Below are 25,942 nucleotides of genomic sequence, written 5' to 3' on the forward strand. Positions count from 1 at the left end.
TCTTTACTTTCATGTTTGATTCCATATAATTCCCCTCTACAATTATGAAAATCTGTCTTCTCGATTCTTAATCCATTATTTATTATTTTCAATTTCACTATTCAACATTCCTATATAATCATTCAACACTTATTTTAATTTTCCTTTTTGCTGTAATCTTAGTTACTCTTATCAATTATATTTCCCTAAATTCTATATAGAAGATTATTACTGGTTACATAAGTGCCACCTCATAACCCTATACGCCCTTCTTACACTAACTAAAAATTGATAATTAGAAAAGCAATATAATTATACTCTAGTTTCATAAATAACCCTCTCTTTTTAAAATATATAAGAGATTATATATTTCATATTTTTATAGTACCATATATACTAATATTGGTTTTCTAGATTTAATCTTGATTGTGAACTTACATTATTCAGATATCAAATGCAAATTTACTATTGTAGCTATATACTTAGACCTAATGCATAAATTTTATCCACAAAAGTCGGATTTAGTACATACTTATACACAAAACCCACAATATATTGTTGATATTTCTACATACCATGCTAATATATTGCGGGTTCTATTTTTAAGGAAGTTTACTATATTATCTAATTTAACCGTTTATTTATTTGATATTTATATATCTACTGTAATATTCCACAAGCTACGCCCAAAATACCTACTGCAAATAATCCAAAGATTATTATTAATGGATTCACGTTCTTCTTTAATAGATACATACATAAAAATGTTAGTAAAAGCGGAACTAATCCTGGCATTAAGCTGTCTAGTACACTTTGAATAGTTGTAACTACTTCTTTTCCATCAGCTTGTGTATATTTAGAGAGAACAAAAGGTATATTAACAGTTGTCCATTTTGAAACAAGACCACCTATAACAAGTAATCCAAGTACTGAAGCACCTTCTGTAAGATATCTAAGTTTATTTCCTCCCATATCAGCAACTAATTGAGTTCCTTTTTCATATCCATAGAACATTCCATACCAGTTTGTTGCAAGTCTTATTGCATTGAATCCTATGAAGAAAATTAGCGGTCCAATTATACTTCCTGTAAGTGCAAGTCCTGCCCCTAATGCTGCAAGCACAGGTCTTAGTGTTCCCCAGAATATTGGGTCTCCAACTCCGGCAAGTGGTCCCATAAGACCAATCTTAACACCACTTATTGATGCCTCATCTATATCTGCCCCATTTGCCTTTTGTTCTTCCATGGCAGCTGTTATTCCCATAATTGGCGTTGCCATAAATGGTTGTGTATTAAAGAATTCTAAATGTCTTTTAAGTGCTGCACTTAATTCGTCACCTTTATATAATTTCTTCAAAGCTGGAATTAATGTAACACAAAAACCTATTGCTTGCATTCTTTCAAAATTAAATGATCCCAATAAGAAATTTGAACGGATAAACATTTTTACTATATCACTTTTATTTAATTTCTTTTCACTCATTATTTTATCTCCTTTCTGTACTTACATTAACTCTGAATCATCAATATCATCAATACTTCTAGTTCCAGCTACTGCTACTTTACCTTCATTAGCTATTGATTTTATATGGAATATTGCTGCAATAACACCTACAGCACCAAAACCAATTAAATTGAAGTTTGTAAATGCTGCTAGTAGAAATCCAATGAAGAAGAATGGTAGTAATGATTTACTATTCATCATATTCATTACCATTGCATAACCAACAACTACTATAAATCCACCTGACACTTGAAGTCCTCTTGTAATAACTTGTGGTATAGCTGCAAGTGCTGCATTTACTGCATCTGTTCCTGCAAGTACTCCTACTATGGCTGCTGGTATCGCTACACGTATTGCTTGAAGTGATAGCCCTAGTATATGACACATTTCTATTCCTCTTGTGTTACCCTTTTCAGCATATTTATCAGCTAAGTGTTGGAAAAATACAGTTATTGTTCTCACAAATATAGTAAGAACTTGTCCTGCAGCTGCAATTGGTACTGCTACTGCTATACCTGCTCCAATTGATTGTTTACCGATTATAACAAGTATTGCTGAAATTACACTTGCAAGCGCCGCATCTGGTGCCATAGCTGCACCAACATTCATCCATCCTAATGCTAGCATTTCAAGTGTTCCACCTAGTATAATTCCTGTTTTAATATCCCCTAGTACAAGTCCAACCAATGTACACGCAATTATTGGTCTATGAAATTGTGCCTCATCAAGTACACTTGCCATACCAGTAATTGCTGCAACTATTACTAATAAAATTAATTGTAAAGTGCTCATTTGTAAATTCCCCTCTTTCTTTTAATTTATATATAAAAACTTTTTTAAATTTTATATATCTAATCTTTTAACAGGATTTATTATTCCTTCTATCAAAATCTAAGAGTTTTTAAAGGACCTTATCTTTGGTTGTTAGATAAAATTTATATCTATATAAGTTGTAATTCTTTAAATTTATCCATCAAATTTACTTTAGGATCTTTTGCTAGTTTCCTTACTTCTAATTCGATGCCTTTTTCATTAAGCTTTTTAAACGCCTCAATATCAACATCATTCATGCACAATGCATTTGTGATCTGTTTATCTCCAGCTTTATAGCACATCCCTCCAACGTTTACAGATTTAATAGGTACTCCACCTTCAACCATTCTTAATACATCTGTAGGGTTTGTAAATAAGAATAAAGTTTTAAAACTGTCAAATTTAGGATTATTATATGCTTCAATTGCCTTTGCTATTGGAAGCACATATGCTTTTATCCCTGGAGGAGCTACTTGAATTACTAATTGTTTTCTTAAGTCATCTGCTGCAACTTCATCACTGCAGGCAAATATTCTATTGCATCCACTATACTTTGTCCAAACTGTTGCAACTTGTCCATGTATTAATCTGTCATCTATTCTTACAAAACTAATTTCCATCTTTATATCTCACCTTTCAAATTTCATATTATAATTAAATTCATGTAATTCTTATACTAACTAATCATAGGTTGCTATATTATCTCATCATCTAAATCCTCTGCAATATTTTTAGATAAAGTTCTTATAGCCTCCTTTCCCGAATTTTCTGCAATTGATAAAAGTTCTGACACACTTGAAAAATCTCTACTTCCTAGAACCTCTAATATCATTGGGAGATTAACACCTGTCACAATTTCCATATTCTCATGCTTCATTGCAATTATGCTCGCTGCATTAAATGGACTTCCTCCAAAAAGGTCTACCATGAACAATACGCCATCTGTTGAATTCATTTTTTCTATAAGTGAATTGTATTTTTCAACTAGAGCATCTATACCCTCGCCTGGCTGAAAAGTAACACTTCCCACATTTTCTTGGACTCCAAAAATCATTTCAGCTGATTTAAGGATTTCTTCCGAGAATATACCATGAGTACCTATGATTACTGCTATCATTATTTCATCATCCTTTCCTGCTACATATATTATTTCTATACCAATATACCTAGCAATTCCCATGCCAAAAAAGTGTGTCAACAAATACCTTTCTCCAAACATGAATTCTAAACGCATACAATGCGGATAAGTTTTCACCTTGACACTCTAAAGTATTATTTGACACACTTTTAATTGTATTTTGACACATTATTTTTCTTATATAAACTAAATTTAACACACATCTATAACATCAATCATATAGTATAGCTCATCATCCGTCAGCTCTATTGATAAAGCTTCTTTAAATATTAAATTTGCTCTTCTTAACACTTCCAGATATCTTGGATTTAATTCTGAATCAGATGAATCATATACCAGTCCATTATTTAAAAGCATCCTTTCTAATGCACATGCAACATGAAACATAATTCTTAGTTTAGTTGGATTCTCATAATGTACATTCAAAGATTTTTCGATAGATTTTATAAAATCATCTAATAACGAATATATCTTTTCAGGATTAAGAAAGGTTAAAATCTCTGTTAAAGTTTGCTTACAAAGATTTTTTAAAACAATCTGATTTTCTCCTTTTATAACCGGATTAATATCCTTTCCTTCAATTATATTTCTTAAAATATTTTCTCCAGATCCATCAATTAGTTCTTCAATCGATATAAAGGGAATTCCCATATTAGGATTTGCTATTCCCACAAGTGCTAAAATTTTATTTTTCCGCGAAATCTGTTTTATTGACTCATTTAGATTATTTAATCCTACTGGGATTATTCTAACATTATCGTTAATTGAGATATTCTTTGCTACAGCTTCAACTAACTCTTTGAGTTTAATCGCAGCGCCCTTACCTGTGGAGCAAATTGTAATTATAGCATTCTCTTCTCCCATTTTACCTTCTGTCATCATATTATTAGTATATCCTCTAAAATCAGTAATTAAATATGAATATACTGAATTTAGATCAGCATCAAAAATTGAGCATTTTCTGACTGCTTCTAGTACTAGAGCCGTTGATACCATATCAATACTCTTAATATTTATCTTGGTCTTTTTCGTTATAGTTTCACCAAAACTATTTAAAGATCCCATATCTACTAAAAGTAATACACCTTTCCCTTCATCTACTTGCTTAACTTTTTCAATAACACTATCTATAATATCAGAAGGTTTTCTTTCAAGCGGCATATCAACTGCTGCAATATTATCTGCATCAAAAAGTTTTTTAGCCACCGCCACCATGCTTGTAGCAGTGCTTGTACCATGAGATGCAACTACTATTCCAACTCTTTCTTGATGTGATAATTCTTGTATTGAGCTTAGAAGTAAAGCTAAATATTCTATTTCAACTTCTGGAATTATTAAGTTATATCTATCCTCTATTAACTTATGAATCTCTTTAGCTACTCCATATTCTTTACTATTAGATGATAATGTTAACTCAATATTTGTTGAAAATGATACTGTGTTTTTCTTTATACGATTAAATAACGCGCTGAAATGTAGGCTTATAGCATATATAAATCTATCACTTAACTTTCTGCTCAATCTATTTTCAGCTAACATTTTTATTTCTTCAGCAAAATCAACAATATCTTTATCAACAATTTTCAATAAACCTTCTCTACGATACGCATCATTCTTGAATCTAGCATAAAATTGCTTTAAATGAACATTTATATCTGTTGTTATATAATTTTTAATATCCTGGTCACTCATACCTTCTTCTTGTAAAACAAATGCCTTGTCCTCTATAATATTGTAAATATTAAATGGTGGCTCATAAGCGTCAGTCTCTAGAAAAGTTTTGTTACCATCAGGTTTAACCACTAATGTACTAGGAACCCTTCCCCAAAAATTGGAATCATCTTTTATTTTACCTTCAAAATTAAGTATCCCATTTCTCATGCTTTCTGGTAGTAAATCTAAATTTATCTCAATACATTTATCTGTATTCATGCAATTCAGAAATCCTGTGGCACAAACTAGCTGTATATTTGACTTTAATTGACCCACATTTCCATATGTTGTACTTCCAATTAATGCTTTTATCGATTCCGATGAAATTTTAATAGTCTTATTTACCCGTTGAGCTTCCTTAGAAAGTAAATAGTGTATAAGTTCTAATTTATCTTGTACGGATCTCTCTTCAAAGTTAGGAATAACTATGGTTATAGGAATTCTTCTAATAAAAGTATTTAGTAATGTAGAATTAGGATCTTCTGTTGTAGCGCCTATTAACAATACATTAGCTTTGCGCTGCCTATCTGTTTCTCCAAGCTTATTATAGGTTCCTGTATCCATGAAATAAAAAATCATTTCTTGCCCTTCTGGTGGTAATCTATGTATCTCATCTAAGAATAGTATTCCTCCATCAGCCTTTTCAACAATTCCCTCTTTTTCCTTATCAGCCCCTGTAAAAGCCCCCTTAATATGTCCAAAAATATACGATAAAAGTAATTGTGGATTATTAGCGTAATCCGCACAATTGAAAACAACAAAAGGCGCATCTTCAGGTAACTTTTTTATATATTTTGAATACTGGTACATTATATTAACAAATAAGCTTTTCCCAACTCCTGTACTTCCAATTATCAATGTGTGAAGTCCATTAGGAGGATATAAGAGCGCAGCCTTTGCTTGTTCGATTTGATTTTTTAGGCTGGTATTAGCTCCAATTAAATAGTTAAAAGGAGATTGTTCTTCATCTCTTACCACATCTTCACTTGAGGCAAATTCCATAATATCTAATATCTCTTCCAAATCGTCTGGTAACTTTATAGATAATATTTCCTCAAAGCTTTTTCTATCGAAATAAAGAACGGGTCTATTTTTAATCTTGATAATTTTGGAATATCTACATAGTGTATTAAGTTCCCTTGATACGTTACTTCTTAATATTTCAAGATATTCTCCTATTTCTTGCGCGCTAAATCCTTTAACTTCTAAGAGCTTATTCTTTGTAAATTTTTTCGAGTTATTTTCGATATAATTGTAAATTCTATCAATACGCTTCATGATGCTCACCTTCTTTTAGATTTGTCTATAATTAATAAAAAAACTAACTCTTTCAAGTAAATATATAGTATCCTTTTACCAAAAAAAATACAATATACTTCACCAAAAGAGTCAGTTAAAATCAATCACTATAAATTTACTATATACTTGAAGCTTTTAGACCAATACCTGAATCTAGTATTACTTTATTTCTAATATATCTTTTATAACCTCTCCACCAATTATCATTCCTGCAACCGGAGGAACAAATGATATACTTCCCGGTATTTGTCTTTTAATAGCGCACTTCTTAGTACCACCAGTACAAACACATCCCGTTTTACATGTAACAACATCATCATAGTTAGGTTTTATCGGAACTTCTTCTGAATATACTACCTTTAATTTTTCTATTCCTCTTTTACGTAACTCAGATCTCATAACCTTAGCCAAAGGACAGATTTTTGTCTTAAATATATCTGTAACTTTAAATTGTGTAGGATCTAATTTATTACCAGTTCCCATAGAACTCATTATTCTTATGCCCTTTTTATAACAATATTCTACTAAACCTAATTTAGCTGACACTGTATCTATTGCATCAACTACATAATCTACATCATCAGGAATTATAGACTCTATATTTTCTTGTGTAACAAAAATTTGATGTGTTATAACATTGCATGTTCTATTTATAGATAATATTCTTTCTTTCATCACTTCTACTTTAGGTTGACTTATTGTCTTATATGTAGCATGCACTTGTCTATTTAAATTTGTTAAGCAAACAGTATCATCATCAACTATGATTAACTCACCTACTCCTGCTCTTGCAAGAGCCTCTATAGTGTAGCTTCCAACTCCACCTACTCCAAAAACAATAACTTTGCTATGTTTTAATTTATCTAATCCATCTTTACCTATCAAAAGTTCAGTTCTTGATAAAGAATGTTGTGCTGTCATAAATTTTCTCTCCTTAATTATCTTATACTTTTAATTGATATTATAACACAAAAACAATCGAAAATTGGCAGTATAATTATTATATATTATAGCCTTAATAATGATTATTTACATATATATGTTAATTAATACCAAAGCCTTTCTTTTACCCTCACACGGAGTGCACAAATAATTTTACAAATTTATCTATTAAATTGTCAAACTAATGATTATAATATATATTAAGTATCATCTATGTTTAACCAAAATATTTATTTTACTGCAATTTATTGAATTTGATAGGGATATGATGAAATTTACTGCTTTTGTTCATATTAAGAACTTGTTCATTTTTAATTTCTATATATTACTCAATAAATTTACATAATAATTAAATATATACATAGGTTATATGATATTTATCAATTAATTATTTTAGGAGGCTCACTTTATATATGATTATTGGAATAATTGCTGCTATGGCAGAAGAATTAGAACTATTACTAAATGATTTAACTATTGAAGAAAAAAAAGATAAGGCTAATATGACTTTCCACAAAGGAAAATTATATGGAAAAGATGTTGTAGCTGTAGTTTGCGGTATCGGTAAAGTTAATTCAGCTATTTGCACTCAAATATTAGCATCTGAATACAAAGTAGATAAAATTATCAATGTAGGAGTTGCTGGTGGAATAGGAAAAGAAATTTATCCTGGTGATATTGTTGTTGCTGAAAATTTAGTTCAACATGACATGGATACTACAGCTTTCGGAGATAAGGTTGGGCAGATTCCAAGACTCGATACATTTGACTTTAAATGTGATAAAGAAATGGTTTCTATAGCTAAGAATGCATGCGAGAAAATTGCAGAATTAAATAGTTTTACAGGAAGAATCGCTTCTGGTGACCAATTCATAGCAAATATAGAAAAAATTCATTGGCTTGATCAGGAGTTTGGAGCAATATCTTGTGAAATGGAAGGCGCTAGTATAGCTCAAGTTTGCTATCTAAACGCAATTCCTTTTGTAGTTATAAGATCTATTTCTGATAACGCAAATAATGGTGCTCATATGGATTATGAGAAATTTGTACCAATCGCAGTTAAAAATTCTACTAGAATAATAAAACAAATGTTAGAAATGATGTAGTAAAAATAATATCTTATATATAAAAGTCATCTCTTGAAAGTGTCTAAACATATTTATATACACTTACAAAAGATGGCTTTCTTTATATTAATGTCTTCCTATTTAAAATACTATTCTACAGTAAACATCTTTAATTCCTCTTGCAATTTATATGATATTTGTTGCAAATTGCCAGCATACTCTGTTAATTCTGCCATTGTTGCATTTACTTCTTGAGCTGATGCTGTAACCTCTTCAGATATTGATGCCGATTCCTCTGAAACCGCTGCTATATTTTCAATTTGTGTCTTAACTTCTTCTTTATTTAATTTCATTTTTTCATTTAAGACCTTAATATTTTCTATTGCGCCTGTTAAAGGAATTATAGAATCAACTATTTCATTAAATATACCTTCTGTTTTCTTTATTGCCTCTCCTTGTTTTTGTGACATTTCTCTACTTTCTTTCATGGCTATTTTGGTAGAATCGCTCTTATTATTTATTTCTGAAACAATTGCTTTTATTTCATCTGTAGATTTTTTTGATTCTTCTGCTAGTTTTCTGATTTCTTCTGCAACCACCGCAAAGCCTTTTCCCGCATCTCCAGCTCTTGCAGCTTCTATACTTGCATTTAAGGCTAAAAGATTAGTTTGTTCAGTTATTCCTGCTATTACATCCGATATATAATTTATTTTATTTATACTTTCTCCCATTTCATGAACCATGCCGCCAGACTTAATTGCATTTTCTTTAGACTTTTCAGCTTTAAATATCAAGTCATTAAGTATAGATAATCCTTGAGTACCTAATTTCTCAGCTTCACCAGCTAACTCATTAATATGATTAGTCTCTCCATCAACTTCATCTATCCTATTTGATAATTCTTCAGTACTCGTTGCGACCTCTGTTGCTGATTGCGCTTGATTTGTAGCTCCATTTGCAACTTCTTGTATTGCATTTGAAACTTCTGATACTGATGCAGTTGTTTCCTCAGACATACTAGATATATTTCCTGATGCCTCCAATAAATCAGATGATGTATTTTGAATTCCTTTCAATAATTTCGAGATATTCTCTACCATAAAATTAAAGTTATCTCCAAGTTCAGCGAATTCATCTTTAGCCGTTACAATTATTCTTTTACTGAAGTCTCCTTCAGCTACTGTACTAAACGCTTCTTTTAATTTATGTATTTCTTTCACAATATACGATGCTGAAATCATTGATATAATTATTCCTATAATTACACATAATAAATTAGCAGTAATAACTGTTACCTTCATTGTTAAAACATTATTTGTTACTTCTTTGCCATCAATTATACCTACCATTTTCCACCCTGTTAAAGCATCTGTTTCTTGACAGGCATAAAATTCTTTCCCATTATTTTTCCAATTATATACTCCTCTTTCTTCATCCTTAGCTGATTCCCAAAATGGTAATTTACTAATATTATCATCTATCTCTTTATTATTATTGTTATTTGCTACAACATCTCCATCGTTATCGACTAGTACTATGAATCCCGTATTCAGTAGTTTTATGTTACTAATATATTCTTGCATAGAATCTAAAGACATATCTATTACTATTACCCCGGTGATTTGTCCATTATTATCTTTAACAGCTTGAGCAACTGTCATTACTTGCTTTCCTGTTACGCTATCTTTATATGGTTTTATGTATACAACCTTTCCATCAGCTTCCTTAGCTTTCTTATACCATTCCCTTTCTTTATAATTGAAATCATTAATATTCATCGTTCCACTATCTAATACAAGCTCTCCATATTCAGTTGCATATCCTGCATTAATAATTCCATTTATTGAATCCTTAGTATCTTTAAACATACCTTGTACATATTTAGATATTAGTGCATGATCTACTTGCGGATTTGATAAATCTTTGATATCGGCATTTTTCGATATTACTCTCAATTGAGTATTCAAAATTTCTAGATATTGCGAAAAACCTTTATCAACTTCTTTAATAGTTTGAACACTTGTAGTCTTCAAATTATTCTCCAAAACAACATCAGACTTAAAAATTGCTACTAATCCAACAGTTACAGTTGGGAGTAGAAGCATAATGATAATTCCAATCACTATCTTTCTAAACAGTTTACTATTCCTATTCATTTCATTAACACTCCTATAAACTTTATCTTTCTCTAGAATTAACTACATTAATATACATAATACTACAAATAGCAAATATAAACACAACTTATCTGTAATAATATAACTTAATAGGCTAAATATAATATTTTCATGATAACATTGTATTTTACTATATTCAAGTAGTCGAAAATAAGCTAATTGAATATCCTTGATTTTAATATTCACTTTTACTTGCAAAGATAAATGTTAAGCTAATTTAATATTTAATCTAGCCTAATTATTTTATTATCATAAATAATTAGGCTGGATTACAAAGATCTTTAATTTTTTATAAATAAAATAGAGTCATCTTATACCGGAAACCCAATCTAAGATAACTCTATTTTTACTATATAATATTAATTCCTATTTCCAAGAGATATTTGCATCTCTTCTTGGAACAGTTCTAACATATTTCACATTAGGATATCCAACAACCATACATGTTACAATTTCTTCTTTACCTTTTAAACCAAGTAAGTCTCTTATTTCATCATTTCCCTGTGCTGCCATTGTAAAGAATCCACTAAAAAATGTTCCAAGGCCTAAAGCATTAGTCATAAGTTCCATATTAGATGACGCTAAAGAAGCATTTACAGTCGAATCTGAAACTGCAAGAATTAATGCAGGTGCATTAAAAAATAATTTATCATTCTTCTTAGAATCCTCTTTATAATCATTATACATTTTAATCCACATTTGTGCGTATCTCTTGAAAGGTAAAGTTTGTGGATTTAGATTTTTAAGTATTTCCTCCCCTCTAGTTTTTAAGTTTTTTAAAGCCATTTCCTTCAATAATTCAATATTATCTTCCACAACTACATATGAAACATTTTGACTATTAGTTCCAGTTTGAGTAAATCTACCAGCCTCAATAATTTTTAATATCTTTTCTTTTTCTACTTCTTTATCTTTAAATTGTCTTGTAGTTCTTCTAAATTTAATAAAATTAAGAAGTTTCTCCGATTCTATCTTAAACTCAGACTCATTATAATCTTTTACATCTTCCATATTATATTCATCTGTAGATACTGCTCCTTTAGGGCAAACTGCAATACAGTGTCCACACTTCATACATCTAACATTTTTAATTTCTGCCTTGTTCCCATTTATTTCAATATCATTAGGAAAACAATCTTTAACACAAAGTCCACATCCCACACACTTTTCTTTATCTACAATCATCATAGTATAATTACTCCTTTTATATTAAATTTATCTATTATTATTTTTAAGTATTCACAATATATTTATATAAATTTGCCTGCCTATTTCATCTTAGACATATTACAATTGACTAATTCATTAACTAAATTCTCAATTGCTTTTTCTCTATCCTCTTTTTTATAGAAATCAAATCCCATTTCATTCTTTATATTTTCTGCCTTTAAGAATATGTAATTTAAATATCCTGCAATTAAGTAGTTCTTAACCCAAAATTTATGCGTGTCATCTCCATAAAGTTCCCTAAGGCACTTATTGTATTCCTCTTCTGACCCTAGTAAATGTGCTGTCATCTGATTATTCTCTAAATCATCTAAAATCGCAATTTTAGAAATTTCAGAATTATCTGCAATAAAGTTTGCAACTTCTTTTAATATGAAGGTGAGTCTATAAATTGATGATTCATTACTCTTTGATTTCATTTTCTCACTTAAAGATCTCGTTGCACAACTCATAACCTTTTTTACTGCTAGACGAATTAAATTATCTTTACTCTGGAAATGATAGTTTACCATTCCATTGCCAAGTCCTGCCTTCTCGGTAATATCTTTTACGGTAATTTCACTAGGCTTTTTGCCTTCACATATCATATGTATAGTAACATCTATCAACTTTTCTTTAGCATCATTTTCTCCCATGTTTTCACCTCCTATTATTATAGACTCTGCATATTGAACATCATACTGTATAACATACAGTATACTATTCAATAACTATTTGTCAAGCTAATGAACTTTGATAAATAAAAATCACCGCAAAAATGCAGTGATTTTTTTATTGATATTCATAAGTTCTCAAGAGTTAATTTTAAGACTTTAACTTTGAAATTAATATATTTACTTTCATTACATGAATCTTCTTGATAGAGATACTACAAAGCTTGATGTAAAAAACACTCCCAAGAATGACTCTAAACCAACAGCCATCTTCATCCAGTTTAGCGGAATTATATCACCATATCCAACGGTTGTAAATGTTATTATTGTAAAATATAATGTATTACCAAGCTTACTAATTAAAAAATTAGCATCAAAATTTGAATTCTTAAGCATTTCAAATATTGTTATGAATAGATTTTTTGAATTTAATTGAACATCCTTGCACATCAGCAAATTAGGAAAGAAACAGTATAGTAGAAAAAATGAAACAATCACGACTACCATAGACAATAATGTTCTCTCCCAACTTGTATAGTACTTTGTAGTTATGCCAATTAAATAATACAGCAAATTAAAATTACCTTTATTTTTACTTTTTCTCTCTAATCTCTCATACTTCTTAAAATAATAAAGCGTTTCAAGGTATTGATCTATCCTTCCACTAGATTTATATATATCTGATACAATCAAAAAGTTCCATTTTGTTTTCTTAAAGTCATTGTCAAAAATCAGAGGCTTGTACTTTTTATTTTCCAATAGTTCATATTCCAGATAACATTTATCTGAAAAATTAGTTTTATACAGACTAAACTTACCTTTAATATCGTCAAAATTAATTTCTGATTTTTTATAGAAAGAACACTGCAAAAAACTTAATTCTCCATTTATATCTAACTCCAACTTACTTAATCCTTCAAATCTACAATCAACAAAGCATAATTCCTTTTCTCCTTTAATTTTGTCAAGGATAAAATCATTCAGTATGTTAACTTCTTGAAAAAGTAAATTTTCTTTAAATATAGATGCATTTCCATAGAATTTTCCAAACTCAGAATTCTCCACTATTATGCTTTCTTTAACCACAGTTTCGCTTATTCTTAACTTATCACAGTTTATGAACCTTACAAACATGTTATTTCTTATTATGCAGTTATTGATTTTTATTCTTTTATAATCTCCCCCTAATAATTCTATATCCTCAACAAATTCACAATTATTAAGTATCAGTCGTAACTGACTATCCATTTTGAGATTAGAATAGCTATCAAATCTAAATTTCCTTAAAAATATGGTATTATAAAATTCTCCTAAAATATTATTACATTCAAATGTCACTAATAAGCCACTTCTATTTTCTGTATGACCTTTATGGTCATCAATATATTCCAATAGCTCTTTCTCTGTAAAAATGACTCTATATTCCAATATAACTCCATCTTTATCAATCAATATAAAATCATCTGTTTCTTTAATATCTTTTCCTAGCTCTAATTCATCAAAGCCTTTAGTTAATATTTCTTTATTCATTATCTACCTCATCCTAAAGTATATATAACTTTTATTTTATTATATATTATTTACCACCCAGCTTCCATAATAATGCGAATTGATAAAAATTAATATATCACTTAATTTTTATTTTTGAATATATTAATAAAGATATAAAGAATATATTCAGGAGTGGAAAATGCTATCAAAACAAGAGTTTATTAACCAATCTTTAGAATTAAACTTATTCTTTCTAAGAATTATGCGGGAACACTCGATATTTATTGAAGCAGCCCTACCGCCAAAGAACAAAGATCTTATAAGTCAAGCTGATGCCTTTAAAAATGAATTTACAACGTTACTCTCTCGTGCCATATTACTATCAGATGGAGTTATCCCTTTCGAAACATTAGATTCCAATGAAATAATCACAAAATATACAATGGATGCTGAAAAAGCTACTCAATTTGCTACTGGAATCTTTATAGACTCTAATATAACTTCTATGGAAAAGTCATTAATATCTGGCATGAGAAATAGTGATACATCTATTTTAACCGATAATGTATATATGCTTAACCACCAGTCTATAGCTGCAACTAATATGATTATTAAATTTAAAACAAAACTTAGAAATGATGTCCTATCTTGTAAGGTATTTACGACTTTATATCCTGCAGTTCTAAACCATGTGCTTAGTGAAGCAATAATATTTACAGAGCTTCTAACACGATTGCAAAGTGGTGTCGGAATTGGTACTAAGAGAGATATACTAATACTTGAAAACTTTTGGGATGATAAATTAGCAGAACATTCATTTACTATTAGAGGAATGCTAGATCCTACCGAAGTAGAATTATTCAATATAGCTAATAATTTCGGAAAAGAATTCGAGGCATTGAGAGATGAGGCTTCTGATATGGATAAATCCGCAGAAGATTTGTCCGAACTTACCGAGACTACCTTAAGTGCAGCCACTAATCTCAGAAATTTCAAAGCCCAGAGTACTGAAGGCCTTTTAACTTGCAAAATTAAATCAATAATTCTACCACTTTTTGCTGATCATGTTCTTAGAGAATCAAATCACTATATAAACTTATTAAAATCCTTCAGCAACATTTAAATTCATTTAATTTGAAGTAATTTATAACTCAAAATAGACAAGACAGTTAAATTAATTCCGTCTAAATATATCTCTCGATTGATTAGTAGAACATATCTTTATCAATCAAATATAAAAGTGACATAAGTATTAAATATTTATGCTATTGTTCACACATTATAAACAAAGTTATCAACAGAATCTGTTGATAACTTTGTTTATAATGTGGATCTTTTTATTATTAATAAATTTTTTTCATTATAGTTTTTATTCTATAATCAAATTAGTCTTGATTTTTTTTTCAAATATACTTATAATTAGTTGTTGTAGCAATTATTTGTAAAACAATTATATTTACAACAACTTTATTTACTGGAGGTAATTATATGTTTGAATCCTATGATCAAGATATTGGAATGTTAACAAATAAAGTTTCTAAAAAATTAACATCTTATCTAAATAATAAGTTAGAAAAATTTAATATTACAACCGAGCAATGGACAGTACTATTAAAACTCTCTAAACAAAATAAGATAAGTCAGAAACTTTTAGCTAAAGTTTCAGGCAAAGACCAATCCACTTTAGCTAGAATACTTGATATACTTGAAAGAAAGGCTTTCATTGAAAGACATCCAAGCAAAGAGGATAGACGTTCCTTTGAAATCCATATAACAGATAGTGGTTTGAATCTTGTTGGAGATATTTCTCCTTTTTTAGAAGATTTATTTAATAAATTACTTAAAGACATATCTCTTGAAAAACTTGAAGTATATAATGCAGTTCTTTTAAAAATTGATAAAAATATAAATAGCTTATAATACAAAAGGAGAATTCAATATGGAAATAAAAAATCATTTTAATGCATCAAAACTTTGGACCAAAAATTATATATTTATGCTACTTTCAAATTTATTTATATACTTAGCTTTTTATATGTTAACTCCAACTCTTCCTGCATATGCCAAGCTATGTGGCGGTAATAATTTAGAAGCCAGCCTAGTTGTAAGTACATTTTCAATAACTTCTTTACTTGTTAGATTATTCATAGGCAATATTATGGATAGGATCGAAATCAAACCTCTACTGCTTTTAGGCGCTCTAATACTTGCTGGAAGCACACTATCATATATCTGGCTTCCAATAGATGCAATAATATTGGTTCGCGTCATTCAAGGCATAGGTTGGGGACTTGCTTCTACTGGTGCTGCTGCAATTTTTTCTAATATTGTGCCAAAAGAGAAACGCGGTGAGGGCATGGGCTACTATTCTCTTTCAATGATAATATCCATGGCATTATCCCCTATGGTTGCAATAGTAATAATGAATTTATACAGTTTTAAAAATATTGTTCTTATTTCAATAACTTTAGTAGGTATTGGTATTATATTTCTCAGTCAAGTTAAATCAACTATAAAAATCTCTTCAACATCTAATACGATTTCCAAATGCTCATTAAAAGATTCCTTTGAAAAAAAAGCAGCCTTGCCTTCTTTATTATGCTTTTTTCTTGTAATCACATTATGTGGAATTATGAGTTATATAATGTTATACGGGCAGGAGCTAAAAATATCCTCTATTTGGATTTATTTTATTGGATTTGTTGCAATGATTTTAATAACACGGCCTCTTGTTGGAAAAATATTTGATGAAAAAGGACATGCTGTAGTAATATTACCCGGCTCAATTTGCTTAATAATAGGTCTTATAACTCTCTCCTATGCAAACTCTATTTTAATGCTTATACTCTCCTCCTTATTCTACGGACTTGGGTATGGTGCCGTTCAGCCTTCTCTTCAAGCTTGGGCTGTAAACCGATCTCCTTCTAATAGGCAAGGAGCTGCTAACGGAACTTTCTTATCTTCCATGGATTTATCCTATACACTTGGATCAATTCTTCTAAGTTTCATTGCTGAGCATAAAAGTTATGCAATTATGTATAGATTTTCTGCTATTTTTATAATTTTGCTTTTATTGATATACTCCTATTATGTTTTTATAGATAATTCTGAAGAACCAGAAATTATAGAAGAGAAACTTTCCTAAATTAAAGGGTTGTTGCATTAGTGGAATTCCACTTTGCTAACATCCTTCAGTTCCTTTATCAATTCTAATTTTCTATCTATTAAATTCTGAATCCTTTTATCTCATTTAAAGTCTGTATAAATCTATCCACAAAACCTTCTTTTTTTCCTTCAATATATCCACATTTATCACATTTTTTTATAATAAAGTTTGCAAAAAACTCAGAAGAAAATAAGAAGATTAAAAAGAATAACCTCCAAAAAAATCCAAAAACTTTGAATCTAAACATCTATAAATGGAGAACCTTGTCCATTATGAAATATAAAGCCAACTTTAAAAAACTTGTAAATTATATTAGCTTGACGAATTGATAATCTACAAACAATCTTACTAACCATAAAAATACATCTCCTTCATATAAAATTTAATTAAATCAATTGATTCAATTTCAAATAAAGATTTAATAAACATAATATTATTAAATCTTTATTTGAAATTTATGGCCAAAATCTAATCTTTTTCCAAGCAAATCCCCCCTACTCATTAAAAAAACTATGTACATCATTTATTAATATATATATCACACATTTCATCATATAAATCATTAATGTAAAAATTAAGGCTTAAAATGTAAAAACTTGCAAAAAAGCATACATGATTTTTTACCATTCATGTATGCTTATCTTTTCACGCTTCTGAAAAAAATAACAATTCATAATTACGCCTAAAATTCTTGCGATATTTGAGTAATAATGACGAAGAATTATTTTTATAACATATATATGTCTACTTGCCGACATAGAAATAATAGAAAATCTATTGGCAAATTGACTTATTATTATCTTGACTGTGCCTTATGATTATTTTAGTAAATAATCATAGTACTTCTCCCTTATTAAGGCTATCTTAGAATTGGTTATAGGTATAATTATGTTATTGAGCATAAAAGCACAACTATTTTCTATCTTTAAAATAAAATCCATATTTACAACAAAGCTCTTATGACATCTGAGAAACCTTTCATCTTTAAGGCTTTGAAAAAAATCCTCAAGTTTTGAATAGAAACTAATGACCTCACTTGATTTCATATATATATTTACAACTCTTGCTTTACTTTCTGCATATATAATATCTTTATATGGAATTCTATAGTTCCCCTTTTTATTCATTATAATAACTTGTTTATTCTCTTTATTTAAGCTTTCCACAGCTATTTTAATTGCATTGGTAAGTTTTTCTTCATTTATAGGCTTTAAAATATAATACAAAGCACATACATCATAGCTATCTATAGCATGCTCTTTTGATGATGTTATAAATATAATCTTACATTCTTTATCAGAGTCTCTTATTCTCCTTGCAATATCAATTCCATTAGAAAATTTCATATAAATATCTAAAAATATTATATCAAAGTTCTGCTTCGATGAATTTATATTTTCAATAAGATCTTGTCCCTCCCTAAAGGAACTTATTTTAAAAGGTATATCTAAGTCTTTAATATTTTTTGATACATAGGAAGATACCATCTCAAGTTCTTCTATAATATCATCACAAATTGCTATATTTATCATATCTATCATCACCCATTTGCATTAGTTATAATTCATAATAATATCTACTTCAAATTCATTATAATCATATTTAATATTTAAATAACCATTATATTTTTCGACTATATTTCTAATATTAATCAACCCAATACCATGTCCATCTTCAGTTTTACTTGTCTTTATGATATTTCCCTCTTTTATGATCTGTCCATTAAAGCTATTCTTGATCTTAACTATTAATTGAAAACCCTTAATTTCAGCTCTTATATTAATATACTTCTTTCCTTTATCTTTAATATTATCACAAGCTTCAATTGCATTCTTCACACAATTACCTATAACAATAGACAAGTCAAGCTTATCTATGTTAATATCTTCAGGTATATTTAAATTCACCTTAAAATCAATATCGTTCTTCCTTGCAATACTCATATAATATTTCAAAATTGAATCCACGGTAAAATTTTTGCATAATATACCTACATTTTTACTTATTTCACTTTCAGTAAGTTTTTCCATATATTCTGAAGCTGCTATATAATTTTTTGCATCTATCATTGATTTTACCACTAACATATGATGCCTTATTTCATGTTTCAGTTCATAATAACTTTCAATAGCTTTATTTAAACTTTTGTAATTTTGTTTCTGTAGTTCTACTTGAGTATCTATAATTTTAAATTTATATTCCAACTCCATATTTTTGTTTATTGACCTAATAGCAATAAACACTACTATATATGATAATATAATGATGATTACATTTAATAAACTATTAACCCCCGAATATAAATCTACACGATCATTATAAAAATCGTAATAATTATTTAGAAACAAAAAAATTATTATACTGTAAAAAGATATTATCTTTATTATGTCATTAGATGCTGATTCCAACATTTTTTTATATGGATGCCGAATATACAAATATATCAATGGAAGAAATGCTGATTGAATAAAAATTCTTAATGACATTAAATAAGATGTGTATAAATTATAATCCTCAATATAAACTAAACTTATTATATAAGATGATATTATTAATATGATATGTGATAGTATCCATACAGTAAACATAGTAAATATTTTTTTTAAAATAGATTCTTCAAAAACCAAATAAATGGTTATAAACATAGTAGCCCCCAAAAATACCGAAGCATATTTATAATAAATACTATCTTCAAAAAAAGTAGATAAAATAAAACATCCAAATATTATTATCAAATAATTAATTACAAATATAAATATAGAATATTTAATGCTCCTTTTCCTATTAAGCAATAAATCGATGTATGCAAAATCTATAAATAATATAAAACTAGTGATTATTGCAACGTACATAACTCCACTCCTATTATTTTTTATGCAGATCCCCAAATAACGAATAAGTATGCTATCCATATTTTATGTCTTGTACCTAATTTATATATTTTATCCGCTCTTCCATATATCCCAATAGCTTTTGTGCACAGAGCTGTATCATGAATTATAAATATATATAATCTAATTAGCTATGAATATCCTTATCTAAATTATATCTTAACATGGTATGATTATCTATATATTGCTTATGCTTACTTTTGATTTATAAAAAATTATATTTGTTTTACTGATCTTTTCCACTTAAATTCCTTTAGTAATACTATAAATTAATTTTTATTATTTCTAATAATTTTTAAATTCATAAATCAAATCCTAACTATATTCCCATAAAAAAGATTGAATAAATTAGTAAACTGGAAACATCACTCTTAGTAGGGCTTTATAAAAATGATTTACTACACCTGAAATTTTCCAGTACCATCTATCCCTACCATTCTCTCTGCCATCAAATCTTCAAATCATACACACTTTATAATAAAGTCTGGAGAAAAATTGTCCACAAAACCTTCCTTTTTGCTTTTAATATATCCACACTAATCACAGTTTTTTTTATAATAAAGTTTGCAGAAAACTGAACAGAAAAGGATATAAGAAGAGGGATAAGATTTATCAATATCTTATTTCAATACTCTCTCAAGCCTTGGAAATCAATACTTTAATCTTATCCCTCTAATTTTTTTCTATTTAAATTTCAATATAAAAATCAATATTATTGATTCTTTTTTCTTATCTCTTAATCCTGACTTCGCCAATCCTTATTGTTAAGTAATCAAACTTTTTATGATGTCGTCAAAGATTATTTGACGTGGGCAATTATTGTTCCTGTAAAAAAAGATTGCATAAAGCAAGAAACTGGTAATATGACTCTGAAGGCTCACCTTTACTACTACAAAGGCAGTAGCCAGGAAGGAGCCGTTAAAAAAAGTATGACTATATATAATGAAGGAAAATTGAATAAAAACTAAAAAGAGCCTATAAAATGAACGAAAAAAAGAGCATAAATTCGAATTAAGAAAACCGACCCGAAGGCTGTGTTCTACTCGCTTTTATGCTCTCTATTCTTTTCTATTTTTAGTTCTGTTTTTTACTGCTCCGCCTCTTAGTCAATCTTTTTTATTTCTTAGTCGATCTTTTTTTGACGGGGACAACTATTTTAATTCATGAATAAATAATCCACTTCTTAATTTAGGCTCAAACCATGTTGATTTTGGTGGCATTACCTCTCCAATATCAGCAACATCCATAATGTCATGAACCTCTGTTGGATACATAGAAAAAGCAATCTTCATATCTGAATTTACTCTCTTTTCAAGCTCTTTGATTCCTCTAATACCGCCTATAAAGTCAATTCTATCTGATGTTCTTACATCTTCAATTCCTAAGATTGGTGTTAACACATTGCTTTGAAGAATTGCGACATCAAGTTGCGCTATAGGATTATTTTCATCAAACGTCCCATCTTTTGCCTCTAATAAATACCATTCTCCTTCAACATCCATCCCAAATGTATGCTTCTTAGCAGGCTTTACAGGCACATTATTTTCAGATTTAGTTACAATAAAGTTTTCCTCTAACTTCGTAATCAATTCTTCTTTAGTCATTCCATTTAAATCTTTAACAACTCTGTTATAATCCATAACCATTAGATCATTATCAGGGAATGCAACCGCTAAGAAATAGTTAAACTCTTCCTCACCAGTATAATTTGGATTTTCAGCTCTTCTTTTAAGCCCAACCTTTACAGCAGAAGCCGATCTATGATGACCATCTGCAATATATAAATAATCTATTTCCTTAAATAGGTCAACTATTTCGTCTATAATAATTTCATTATCTACAACCCATACAATGTGCGTTATACCATCTTCGGCTACGAAATTATATATAGGTTTTCTTTTACTTTCATTCTGAATCCAAGCATCTATTATTTCTGATGCAATTTGATCTTCCTTGTATGTTAAGAAAATTGGCCCAGTATTTGCATCACAATAATCAACATGATTAATTCTATCCTGTTCCTTATCCGCCCTTGTAAACTCGTGTTTTTTAATTATATTATTCATATAATCATCTATAGATGCACAGAATACAATTCCTGTTTGAGATCTTCCATTCATTATTTGCCTATATATGTATAAACAAGGTTCTTCATCTTGAACAAACTCACCATCTCTTATCATTCTATCAAGATTTTCTTTAGCCTTTGCATATACTTTAGGATCATGTACATCTATTTCTGGATCTAAATCTATTTCTGGTCTATCAACATGGAGAAATGAGTGTTGGTTTCCAACCACCATTTCTCTTGCTTCATCACTACTCATTACATCATATGGTAAAGCTGCTATTTTTGAAGCTAATTCCTTAACTGGTCTAATTCCTCTAAAAGCTTTAACTATCGCCATCAAAAATTCCTCCTAAATTATAGATTAAAGAATTCCTTTATTACTGAAACTACTTCTTCACCTATTCTTGTTTGAGCTTCTTTAGTTGCAGCTCCAATGTGTGGGGTAGCACTAACTTTTGGATGGTTAATTAATTCTTCATTCTTAGTTGGCTCCTCTTCAAATACATCAATACCAGCTCCAGCAATTTCACCTTTATTAAGTGCTTCTATTAATGCTGCTTCATCAACAACCTTACCTCTAGCACAATTAATAAGATATGCTGTATTCTTCATTAATTCCAATTCTTTTTTTCCTATTAGTGAACCAGCCGCTTTATCATAAGGTACATGAAGTGAAATAAAATCTGAAACCTTTAATACTTCTTCTAAAGATACAAAATCATAATCTAAATCATCATGTTTTCCTTCAATTGTATAATATACAACCTTCATACCCAAAGCAGTTGCCTTTTTAGCTAAAGATTGACCTATTCTTCCCATTCCAACGATTCCAAGTGTTTTACCCGCAATTTCAGTTCCTTCATATTTCTTTTTATTCCATTCACCATTTCTCATAGTGTAGTTAGATATCGCAATAAATCTTGCAAGTGCAAACATATGACCAATTGCAAGTTCTGCAACTGAATCTGAGCTTGCTGATGGAGTATTTCTTACTGTTACTCCTTTTCCTTGTGCAGCAGGAATATCTATGTTATCTATTCCAACACCAGCTCTAATAGCCAATTTTAAATTTCCGCCTGCTTCTGCTTCAAATACATCAGCTGTAAGCTTAGTAGCTGATCTAATAACAACTGCATCAAATTCCTTTAATTTCGCCCCCAATATATCTTGGTTAAAGTGTTCATTGACAACTTCTACTCCCAATCCATTCAATGCCTCAATTGACGCATTTTCTAATCCGTCGTTTGTTAATACTTTGATCATGTTTAAAATCCCCCTTAATTTAAATACGCTTATTGCTAATATTTCTAATAAAATTTATAAGCTTCAAACAATAACTAATTGCTATATCATAGTTATTAACTACTAATATTATTAGTCAGATAAATTATCCGCCTTTTCATAATAGCTAACATAAATTCACACAATTAATTATAATTCCACTACTAAAGTTCCATAAACAATATCCAATTTCCATATCCTATTAAACTTATCTGAATTGTAGAGCTAAAAAAATTGCATAGACTTAAATTCTTTATATTTCTATATAATTCTAAGCTTCTGCACCATATAAATTACTCTATAATAAACTTTAAATTTTATCCTTGGACTTTGAATATTTATTTCACTTCTTAAATCCTATCTTTTTTATTTTACTACTTATTTGGCTTTAATTCAATACTTTATGGGCCAAATTATGATTTTAATATTGATGCTTTTATACTGTTAAATCTATGTAAATATGTCTTAAAAATTGCTTAATATAAATTTTAAAGTATATATTTTCAAAATCCTAGTAATCGAGTACTTATACTTAATTCAGCTGGAAACTTAAAAACTCGCTTGCAGCAGAATATATTAAATAGTTTTCTTTATATGGACATGCTCCACTTTTGAGATTGCGTATTTCTATTATTTTTAAGAGCTATCTTCGGATTTAACTTAATTATATCTTCCTAAAAATTGAAAGAACTACTTTAAAATATAAGCATATTTTAAAGTAGTTCTTTCAATTTATTTAACTAAAGTTTATTATTTTTTACCTTCTACATAAGCATTTTTAAAGTAGATAGTGTTCATTACAGATACTCTAGCGCCTTTAACATAATCTTTTATACCTATTGTTCTAGTGTAATAGTATAAAGGAATAACTGGCATATCATTCATTAACATATCTTCCGCTTGATGCATTATATCAAATCTCTTTTGTGGATCTAATTCTTTCTTTGCAGCATCAATTAAAGCATCATATGATGGATTGTTATATCCGCAATTATTTTGATCTGATGTTGATTGGAACATATCTAAGAAAGTCATAGGATCGACATAATCAGCATTCCAACCATCTCTTGCAAGCTCAAATTGCTTTTGAACTCTTGTTGTTAAGAATACTTTCCATTCTTGGCTTTGAAGTTCAGCATTCACGCCTATCTTTTTCCACATATCTTGAATTGCTTGCATTGTATCACCGTGACCGGACTCTGGGTTATAAAGTAGTTGAAGTGTTGGTAATCCTTGACCATCTGGATATCCAGCTTCAGCTAATAATTTTTTAGCTTCTTCTACATTTCCCTTTGGATCAAAATAAGTAGTTTTTTCTGTATAGTCTTTTCCATCTGGACCTATAATTCCTTTTCCTACAATACCATGAGCAGGAATTTGGCCAGCCTTAGTAACATTATCAACAATTGATTGTCTATCAATTGCAAGATTTAAAGCCTTTCTTACCTTTGGATCACTTAAAACCTTAGCAGCATTTGGATCTACAGCTTTTGCCTTATCTGAAACATTTATTGATAAGAAATATGTTGCTAAATTAGGGAATGACTTAGCACTTCCATCTTTTAAAGCACCTTGTACATCAGATTTTGGAACTGTATCAACTACATCAAATTGACCTGATTTATAACTTGCCCATGCTGATGTTTCTTCTGCAACAAATTTTAGGTTTAACTTATCAAGTTTAACTTTATCTTTATCATAGTAATTTTCGTTCTTTTCTAAAACTACTGAGTCTTTTATTGTATAATTTGTGATTTTGAATGGACCATTAGAAACTAATGTCTTTGCATCATTTGCCCAATCTTTATTACTTTCAACAACCTTTTGATCTACTGGGAAGTAGTATGATTGTGCTGTTAACTCTAAGAAATATGGACATGGAGCTTCTAAAGTAACAACTAGTGTATTATCATCAGTTGCCTTTACCCCAACAGCATCCGCATTTCCTTTTCCTTTGTTATAAGCTTCTCCGCCTTTAAGATAGTATAATGCATAAGCGTATTCTGAAGCAGTTTCAGGATTTAATAATCTCTTCCACTCATATTCATAATCGCTTGCTTTAACTGGATCTCCATTTGACCATTTAAGATCCTTTTTTAAATGGAAAGTATATGTTAGTTTATCATCAGATACATCCCATTTTTCAGCTTGACCTGGAATCGCCTTTTCATTCTCGTCTAATTCAGCTAAACCTGAAAAAGCATTTGCTAATACAGTAGTTCCAGTAGTGTCCGTACACAATGCTGGATCTAAAGTTCTTGGATCTGCTCCTAAATTATAAGTTATTTCTTGTTTACTTGCAGCTGCTTTATCTCCACCTTTATTTGAACCACAACCAACTAAGATTGACATTCCAAGTGTTGCTGCTAAAGCTACTGCACAAAGTTGTTTTACTTTGCTTGTTTTCATTTATATTCCCCCTTAATTTATTATTTATTATTTATATCTGTTTAAATCATTTTTCCCAAAATTCTTTAACAGTATGCTAAATATCTAATTATTTTTTTATTTCTTAATCATTATTGAACTTT

20 protein-coding genes (1 of these 20 only partly in view) are annotated in these 25,942 nt (G+C 29.2%); 4 read left to right on the forward strand and 16 right to left on the reverse strand.

Going from position 1 to position 25,942, the window contains the following annotated elements:
• The 7 genes from F3K33_RS25225 to F3K33_RS25255 form a co-directional block, all read right to left on the reverse strand.
• Positions 1 to 25 carry the start of a GNAT family N-acetyltransferase gene (locus F3K33_RS25225; RefSeq protein ID WP_012061060.1) on the reverse strand. 923 nt of this gene lie to the left of the window's left edge, so only the first 25 of its 948 coding nucleotides appear in the window; the start codon lies at positions 23 to 25; its stop codon lies off the left edge, out of view.
• Positions 26 to 639: 614 nt separating this feature from the next.
• Positions 640 to 1,461, reverse strand: a complete 822-nt coding sequence (locus tag F3K33_RS25230; protein ID WP_012061061.1) for a PTS system mannose/fructose/sorbose family transporter subunit IID — start codon at positions 1,459 to 1,461, stop codon at positions 640 to 642.
• A gap of 21 nt (positions 1,462 to 1,482) precedes the next feature.
• Entirely contained in the window at positions 1,483 to 2,274 is a 792-nt protein-coding gene (locus F3K33_RS25235; RefSeq protein ID WP_154862468.1) for a PTS mannose/fructose/sorbose transporter subunit IIC, read from the reverse strand.
• 149 nt (positions 2,275 to 2,423) lie between these two features.
• Positions 2,424 to 2,915 (reverse strand): mannose/fructose/sorbose PTS transporter subunit IIB, encoded by a 492-nt coding sequence (locus tag F3K33_RS25240; protein WP_017212251.1) that lies wholly within the window; start codon positions 2,913 to 2,915, stop codon positions 2,424 to 2,426.
• A gap of 74 nt (positions 2,916 to 2,989) precedes the next feature.
• On the reverse strand, positions 2,990 to 3,412 hold the full coding sequence (locus F3K33_RS25245) for a mannose/fructose/sorbose PTS transporter subunit IIA (protein WP_031276367.1): 423 nt from the start codon (positions 3,410 to 3,412) through the stop codon (positions 2,990 to 2,992).
• A 213-nt stretch (positions 3,413 to 3,625) separates the two neighbouring features.
• Complete coding sequence (locus F3K33_RS25250; protein WP_039770969.1) at positions 3,626 to 6,424, reverse strand: sigma-54-dependent transcriptional regulator; 2,799 nt, start codon at positions 6,422 to 6,424, stop codon at positions 3,626 to 3,628.
• A gap of 180 nt (positions 6,425 to 6,604) precedes the next feature.
• Complete coding sequence (locus tag F3K33_RS25255) at positions 6,605 to 7,366, reverse strand: tRNA threonylcarbamoyladenosine dehydratase (protein ID WP_017212254.1); 762 nt, start codon at positions 7,364 to 7,366, stop codon at positions 6,605 to 6,607.
• Positions 7,367 to 7,800: 434 nt separating this feature from the next.
• Between F3K33_RS25255 and F3K33_RS25260 the strand changes: the two genes are divergently transcribed.
• On the forward strand, positions 7,801 to 8,493 hold the full coding sequence (locus F3K33_RS25260) for a 5'-methylthioadenosine/adenosylhomocysteine nucleosidase (RefSeq protein WP_012061067.1): 693 nt from the start codon (positions 7,801 to 7,803) through the stop codon (positions 8,491 to 8,493).
• A gap of 110 nt (positions 8,494 to 8,603) precedes the next feature.
• Here the strand turns inward: F3K33_RS25260 and F3K33_RS25265 are convergent, their stop codons facing one another.
• From F3K33_RS25265 to F3K33_RS25280, 4 genes are all read right to left on the reverse strand, one after another.
• Positions 8,604 to 10,610, reverse strand: a complete 2,007-nt coding sequence (locus F3K33_RS25265) for a methyl-accepting chemotaxis protein (RefSeq protein WP_039770966.1) — start codon at positions 10,608 to 10,610, stop codon at positions 8,604 to 8,606.
• Between the two features lie 387 nt (positions 10,611 to 10,997).
• Positions 10,998 to 11,819, reverse strand: a complete 822-nt coding sequence (locus tag F3K33_RS25270) for a nitroreductase family protein (protein WP_017212257.1) — start codon at positions 11,817 to 11,819, stop codon at positions 10,998 to 11,000.
• 80 nt (positions 11,820 to 11,899) lie between these two features.
• Positions 11,900 to 12,493: a TetR/AcrR family transcriptional regulator gene (locus tag F3K33_RS25275; RefSeq protein ID WP_035790090.1), complete on the reverse strand. Its 594-nt coding sequence runs from the start codon at positions 12,491 to 12,493 to the stop codon at positions 11,900 to 11,902.
• Positions 12,494 to 12,700: 207 nt separating this feature from the next.
• Complete coding sequence (locus F3K33_RS25280; RefSeq protein ID WP_023976855.1) at positions 12,701 to 14,041, reverse strand: potassium channel family protein; 1,341 nt, start codon at positions 14,039 to 14,041, stop codon at positions 12,701 to 12,703.
• Between the two features lie 160 nt (positions 14,042 to 14,201).
• Here F3K33_RS25280 and F3K33_RS25285 point away from each other — a divergent pair, with 160 nt between their 5' ends.
• The 3 genes from F3K33_RS25285 (at position 14,202) to F3K33_RS25295 (ending at position 17,147) form a co-directional block, all read left to right on the forward strand.
• Positions 14,202 to 15,125, forward strand: coding sequence for a DUF2935 domain-containing protein (locus F3K33_RS25285; protein ID WP_039770961.1), 924 nt, complete (start codon positions 14,202 to 14,204; stop codon positions 15,123 to 15,125).
• 365 nt (positions 15,126 to 15,490) lie between these two features.
• The gene (locus tag F3K33_RS25290) at positions 15,491 to 15,922 is read left to right on the forward strand and encodes a MarR family winged helix-turn-helix transcriptional regulator (RefSeq protein ID WP_039770958.1); all 432 of its coding nucleotides are present in this window, start codon (positions 15,491 to 15,493) and stop codon (positions 15,920 to 15,922) included.
• Positions 15,923 to 15,941: 19 nt separating this feature from the next.
• Positions 15,942 to 17,147, forward strand: a complete 1,206-nt coding sequence (locus F3K33_RS25295) for an MFS transporter (protein WP_039770956.1) — start codon at positions 15,942 to 15,944, stop codon at positions 17,145 to 17,147.
• 839 nt (positions 17,148 to 17,986) lie between these two features.
• Here F3K33_RS25295 and F3K33_RS25300 read toward each other — a convergent pair.
• The 5 genes from F3K33_RS25300 to F3K33_RS25320 all read right to left on the reverse strand — a co-directional run bounded on the left by F3K33_RS25300 (position 17,987) and on the right by F3K33_RS25320 (position 25,820).
• Complete coding sequence (locus F3K33_RS25300; protein ID WP_039770954.1) at positions 17,987 to 18,700, reverse strand: LytR/AlgR family response regulator transcription factor; 714 nt, start codon at positions 18,698 to 18,700, stop codon at positions 17,987 to 17,989.
• Positions 18,701 to 18,721: 21 nt separating this feature from the next.
• Positions 18,722 to 20,020, reverse strand: a complete 1,299-nt coding sequence (locus F3K33_RS25305; RefSeq protein ID WP_069187758.1) for a sensor histidine kinase — start codon at positions 20,018 to 20,020, stop codon at positions 18,722 to 18,724.
• 1,190 nt (positions 20,021 to 21,210) lie between these two features.
• Complete coding sequence (locus tag F3K33_RS25310) at positions 21,211 to 22,467, reverse strand: DUF1015 domain-containing protein (RefSeq protein ID WP_012061076.1); 1,257 nt, start codon at positions 22,465 to 22,467, stop codon at positions 21,211 to 21,213.
• Positions 22,468 to 22,484: 17 nt separating this feature from the next.
• Positions 22,485 to 23,393, reverse strand: coding sequence for a D-2-hydroxyacid dehydrogenase (locus tag F3K33_RS25315; RefSeq protein ID WP_012061077.1), 909 nt, complete (start codon positions 23,391 to 23,393; stop codon positions 22,485 to 22,487).
• A 768-nt stretch (positions 23,394 to 24,161) separates the two neighbouring features.
• Positions 24,162 to 25,820: a peptide ABC transporter substrate-binding protein gene (locus F3K33_RS25320; protein WP_017212263.1), complete on the reverse strand. Its 1,659-nt coding sequence runs from the start codon at positions 25,818 to 25,820 to the stop codon at positions 24,162 to 24,164.
• Positions 25,821 to 25,942 lie beyond the last annotated feature (122 nt).

Source organism: Clostridium beijerinckii (assembly GCF_008705175.1).
GTDB lineage: Bacteria > Bacillota > Clostridia > Clostridiales > Clostridiaceae > Clostridium > Clostridium beijerinckii.

Excerpts from the sequence above, each read along its gene's own strand:
- F3K33_RS25230 (WP_012061061.1), bottom strand. The coding sequence starts at position 1,461 with ATGAGTGAAAAGAAATTAAATAAAAGTGATATAGTAAAAATGTTTATC.
- F3K33_RS25235 (WP_154862468.1), bottom strand. The coding sequence starts at position 2,274 with ATGAGCACTTTACAATTAATTTTATTAGTAATAGTTGCAGCAATTACT.
- F3K33_RS25240 (WP_017212251.1), bottom strand. The coding sequence starts at position 2,915 with ATGGAAATTAGTTTTGTAAGAATAGATGACAGATTAATACATGGACAA.
- F3K33_RS25245 (WP_031276367.1), bottom strand. The coding sequence starts at position 3,412 with ATGATAGCAGTAATCATAGGTACTCATGGTATATTCTCGGAAGAAATC.
- F3K33_RS25250 (WP_039770969.1), bottom strand. The coding sequence starts at position 6,424 with ATGAAGCGTATTGATAGAATTTACAATTATATCGAAAATAACTCGAAA.
- F3K33_RS25255 (WP_017212254.1), bottom strand. The coding sequence starts at position 7,366 with ATGACAGCACAACATTCTTTATCAAGAACTGAACTTTTGATAGGTAAA.
- F3K33_RS25260 (WP_012061067.1), top strand. The coding sequence starts at position 7,801 with ATGATTATTGGAATAATTGCTGCTATGGCAGAAGAATTAGAACTATTA.
- F3K33_RS25265 (WP_039770966.1), bottom strand. The coding sequence starts at position 10,610 with ATGAATAGGAATAGTAAACTGTTTAGAAAGATAGTGATTGGAATTATC.
- F3K33_RS25270 (WP_017212257.1), bottom strand. The coding sequence starts at position 11,819 with ATGATGATTGTAGATAAAGAAAAGTGTGTGGGATGTGGACTTTGTGTT.
- F3K33_RS25275 (WP_035790090.1), bottom strand. The coding sequence starts at position 12,493 with ATGGGAGAAAATGATGCTAAAGAAAAGTTGATAGATGTTACTATACAT.
- F3K33_RS25280 (WP_023976855.1), bottom strand. The coding sequence starts at position 14,041 with ATGAATAAAGAAATATTAACTAAAGGCTTTGATGAATTAGAGCTAGGA.
- F3K33_RS25285 (WP_039770961.1), top strand. The coding sequence starts at position 14,202 with ATGCTATCAAAACAAGAGTTTATTAACCAATCTTTAGAATTAAACTTA.
- F3K33_RS25290 (WP_039770958.1), top strand. The coding sequence starts at position 15,491 with ATGTTTGAATCCTATGATCAAGATATTGGAATGTTAACAAATAAAGTT.
- F3K33_RS25295 (WP_039770956.1), top strand. The coding sequence starts at position 15,942 with ATGGAAATAAAAAATCATTTTAATGCATCAAAACTTTGGACCAAAAAT.
- F3K33_RS25300 (WP_039770954.1), bottom strand. The coding sequence starts at position 18,700 with ATGATAAATATAGCAATTTGTGATGATATTATAGAAGAACTTGAGATG.
- F3K33_RS25305 (WP_069187758.1), bottom strand. The coding sequence starts at position 20,020 with ATGTACGTTGCAATAATCACTAGTTTTATATTATTTATAGATTTTGCA.
- F3K33_RS25310 (WP_012061076.1), bottom strand. The coding sequence starts at position 22,467 with ATGGCGATAGTTAAAGCTTTTAGAGGAATTAGACCAGTTAAGGAATTA.
- F3K33_RS25315 (WP_012061077.1), bottom strand. The coding sequence starts at position 23,393 with ATGATCAAAGTATTAACAAACGACGGATTAGAAAATGCGTCAATTGAG.
- F3K33_RS25320 (WP_017212263.1), bottom strand. The coding sequence starts at position 25,820 with ATGAAAACAAGCAAAGTAAAACAACTTTGTGCAGTAGCTTTAGCAGCA.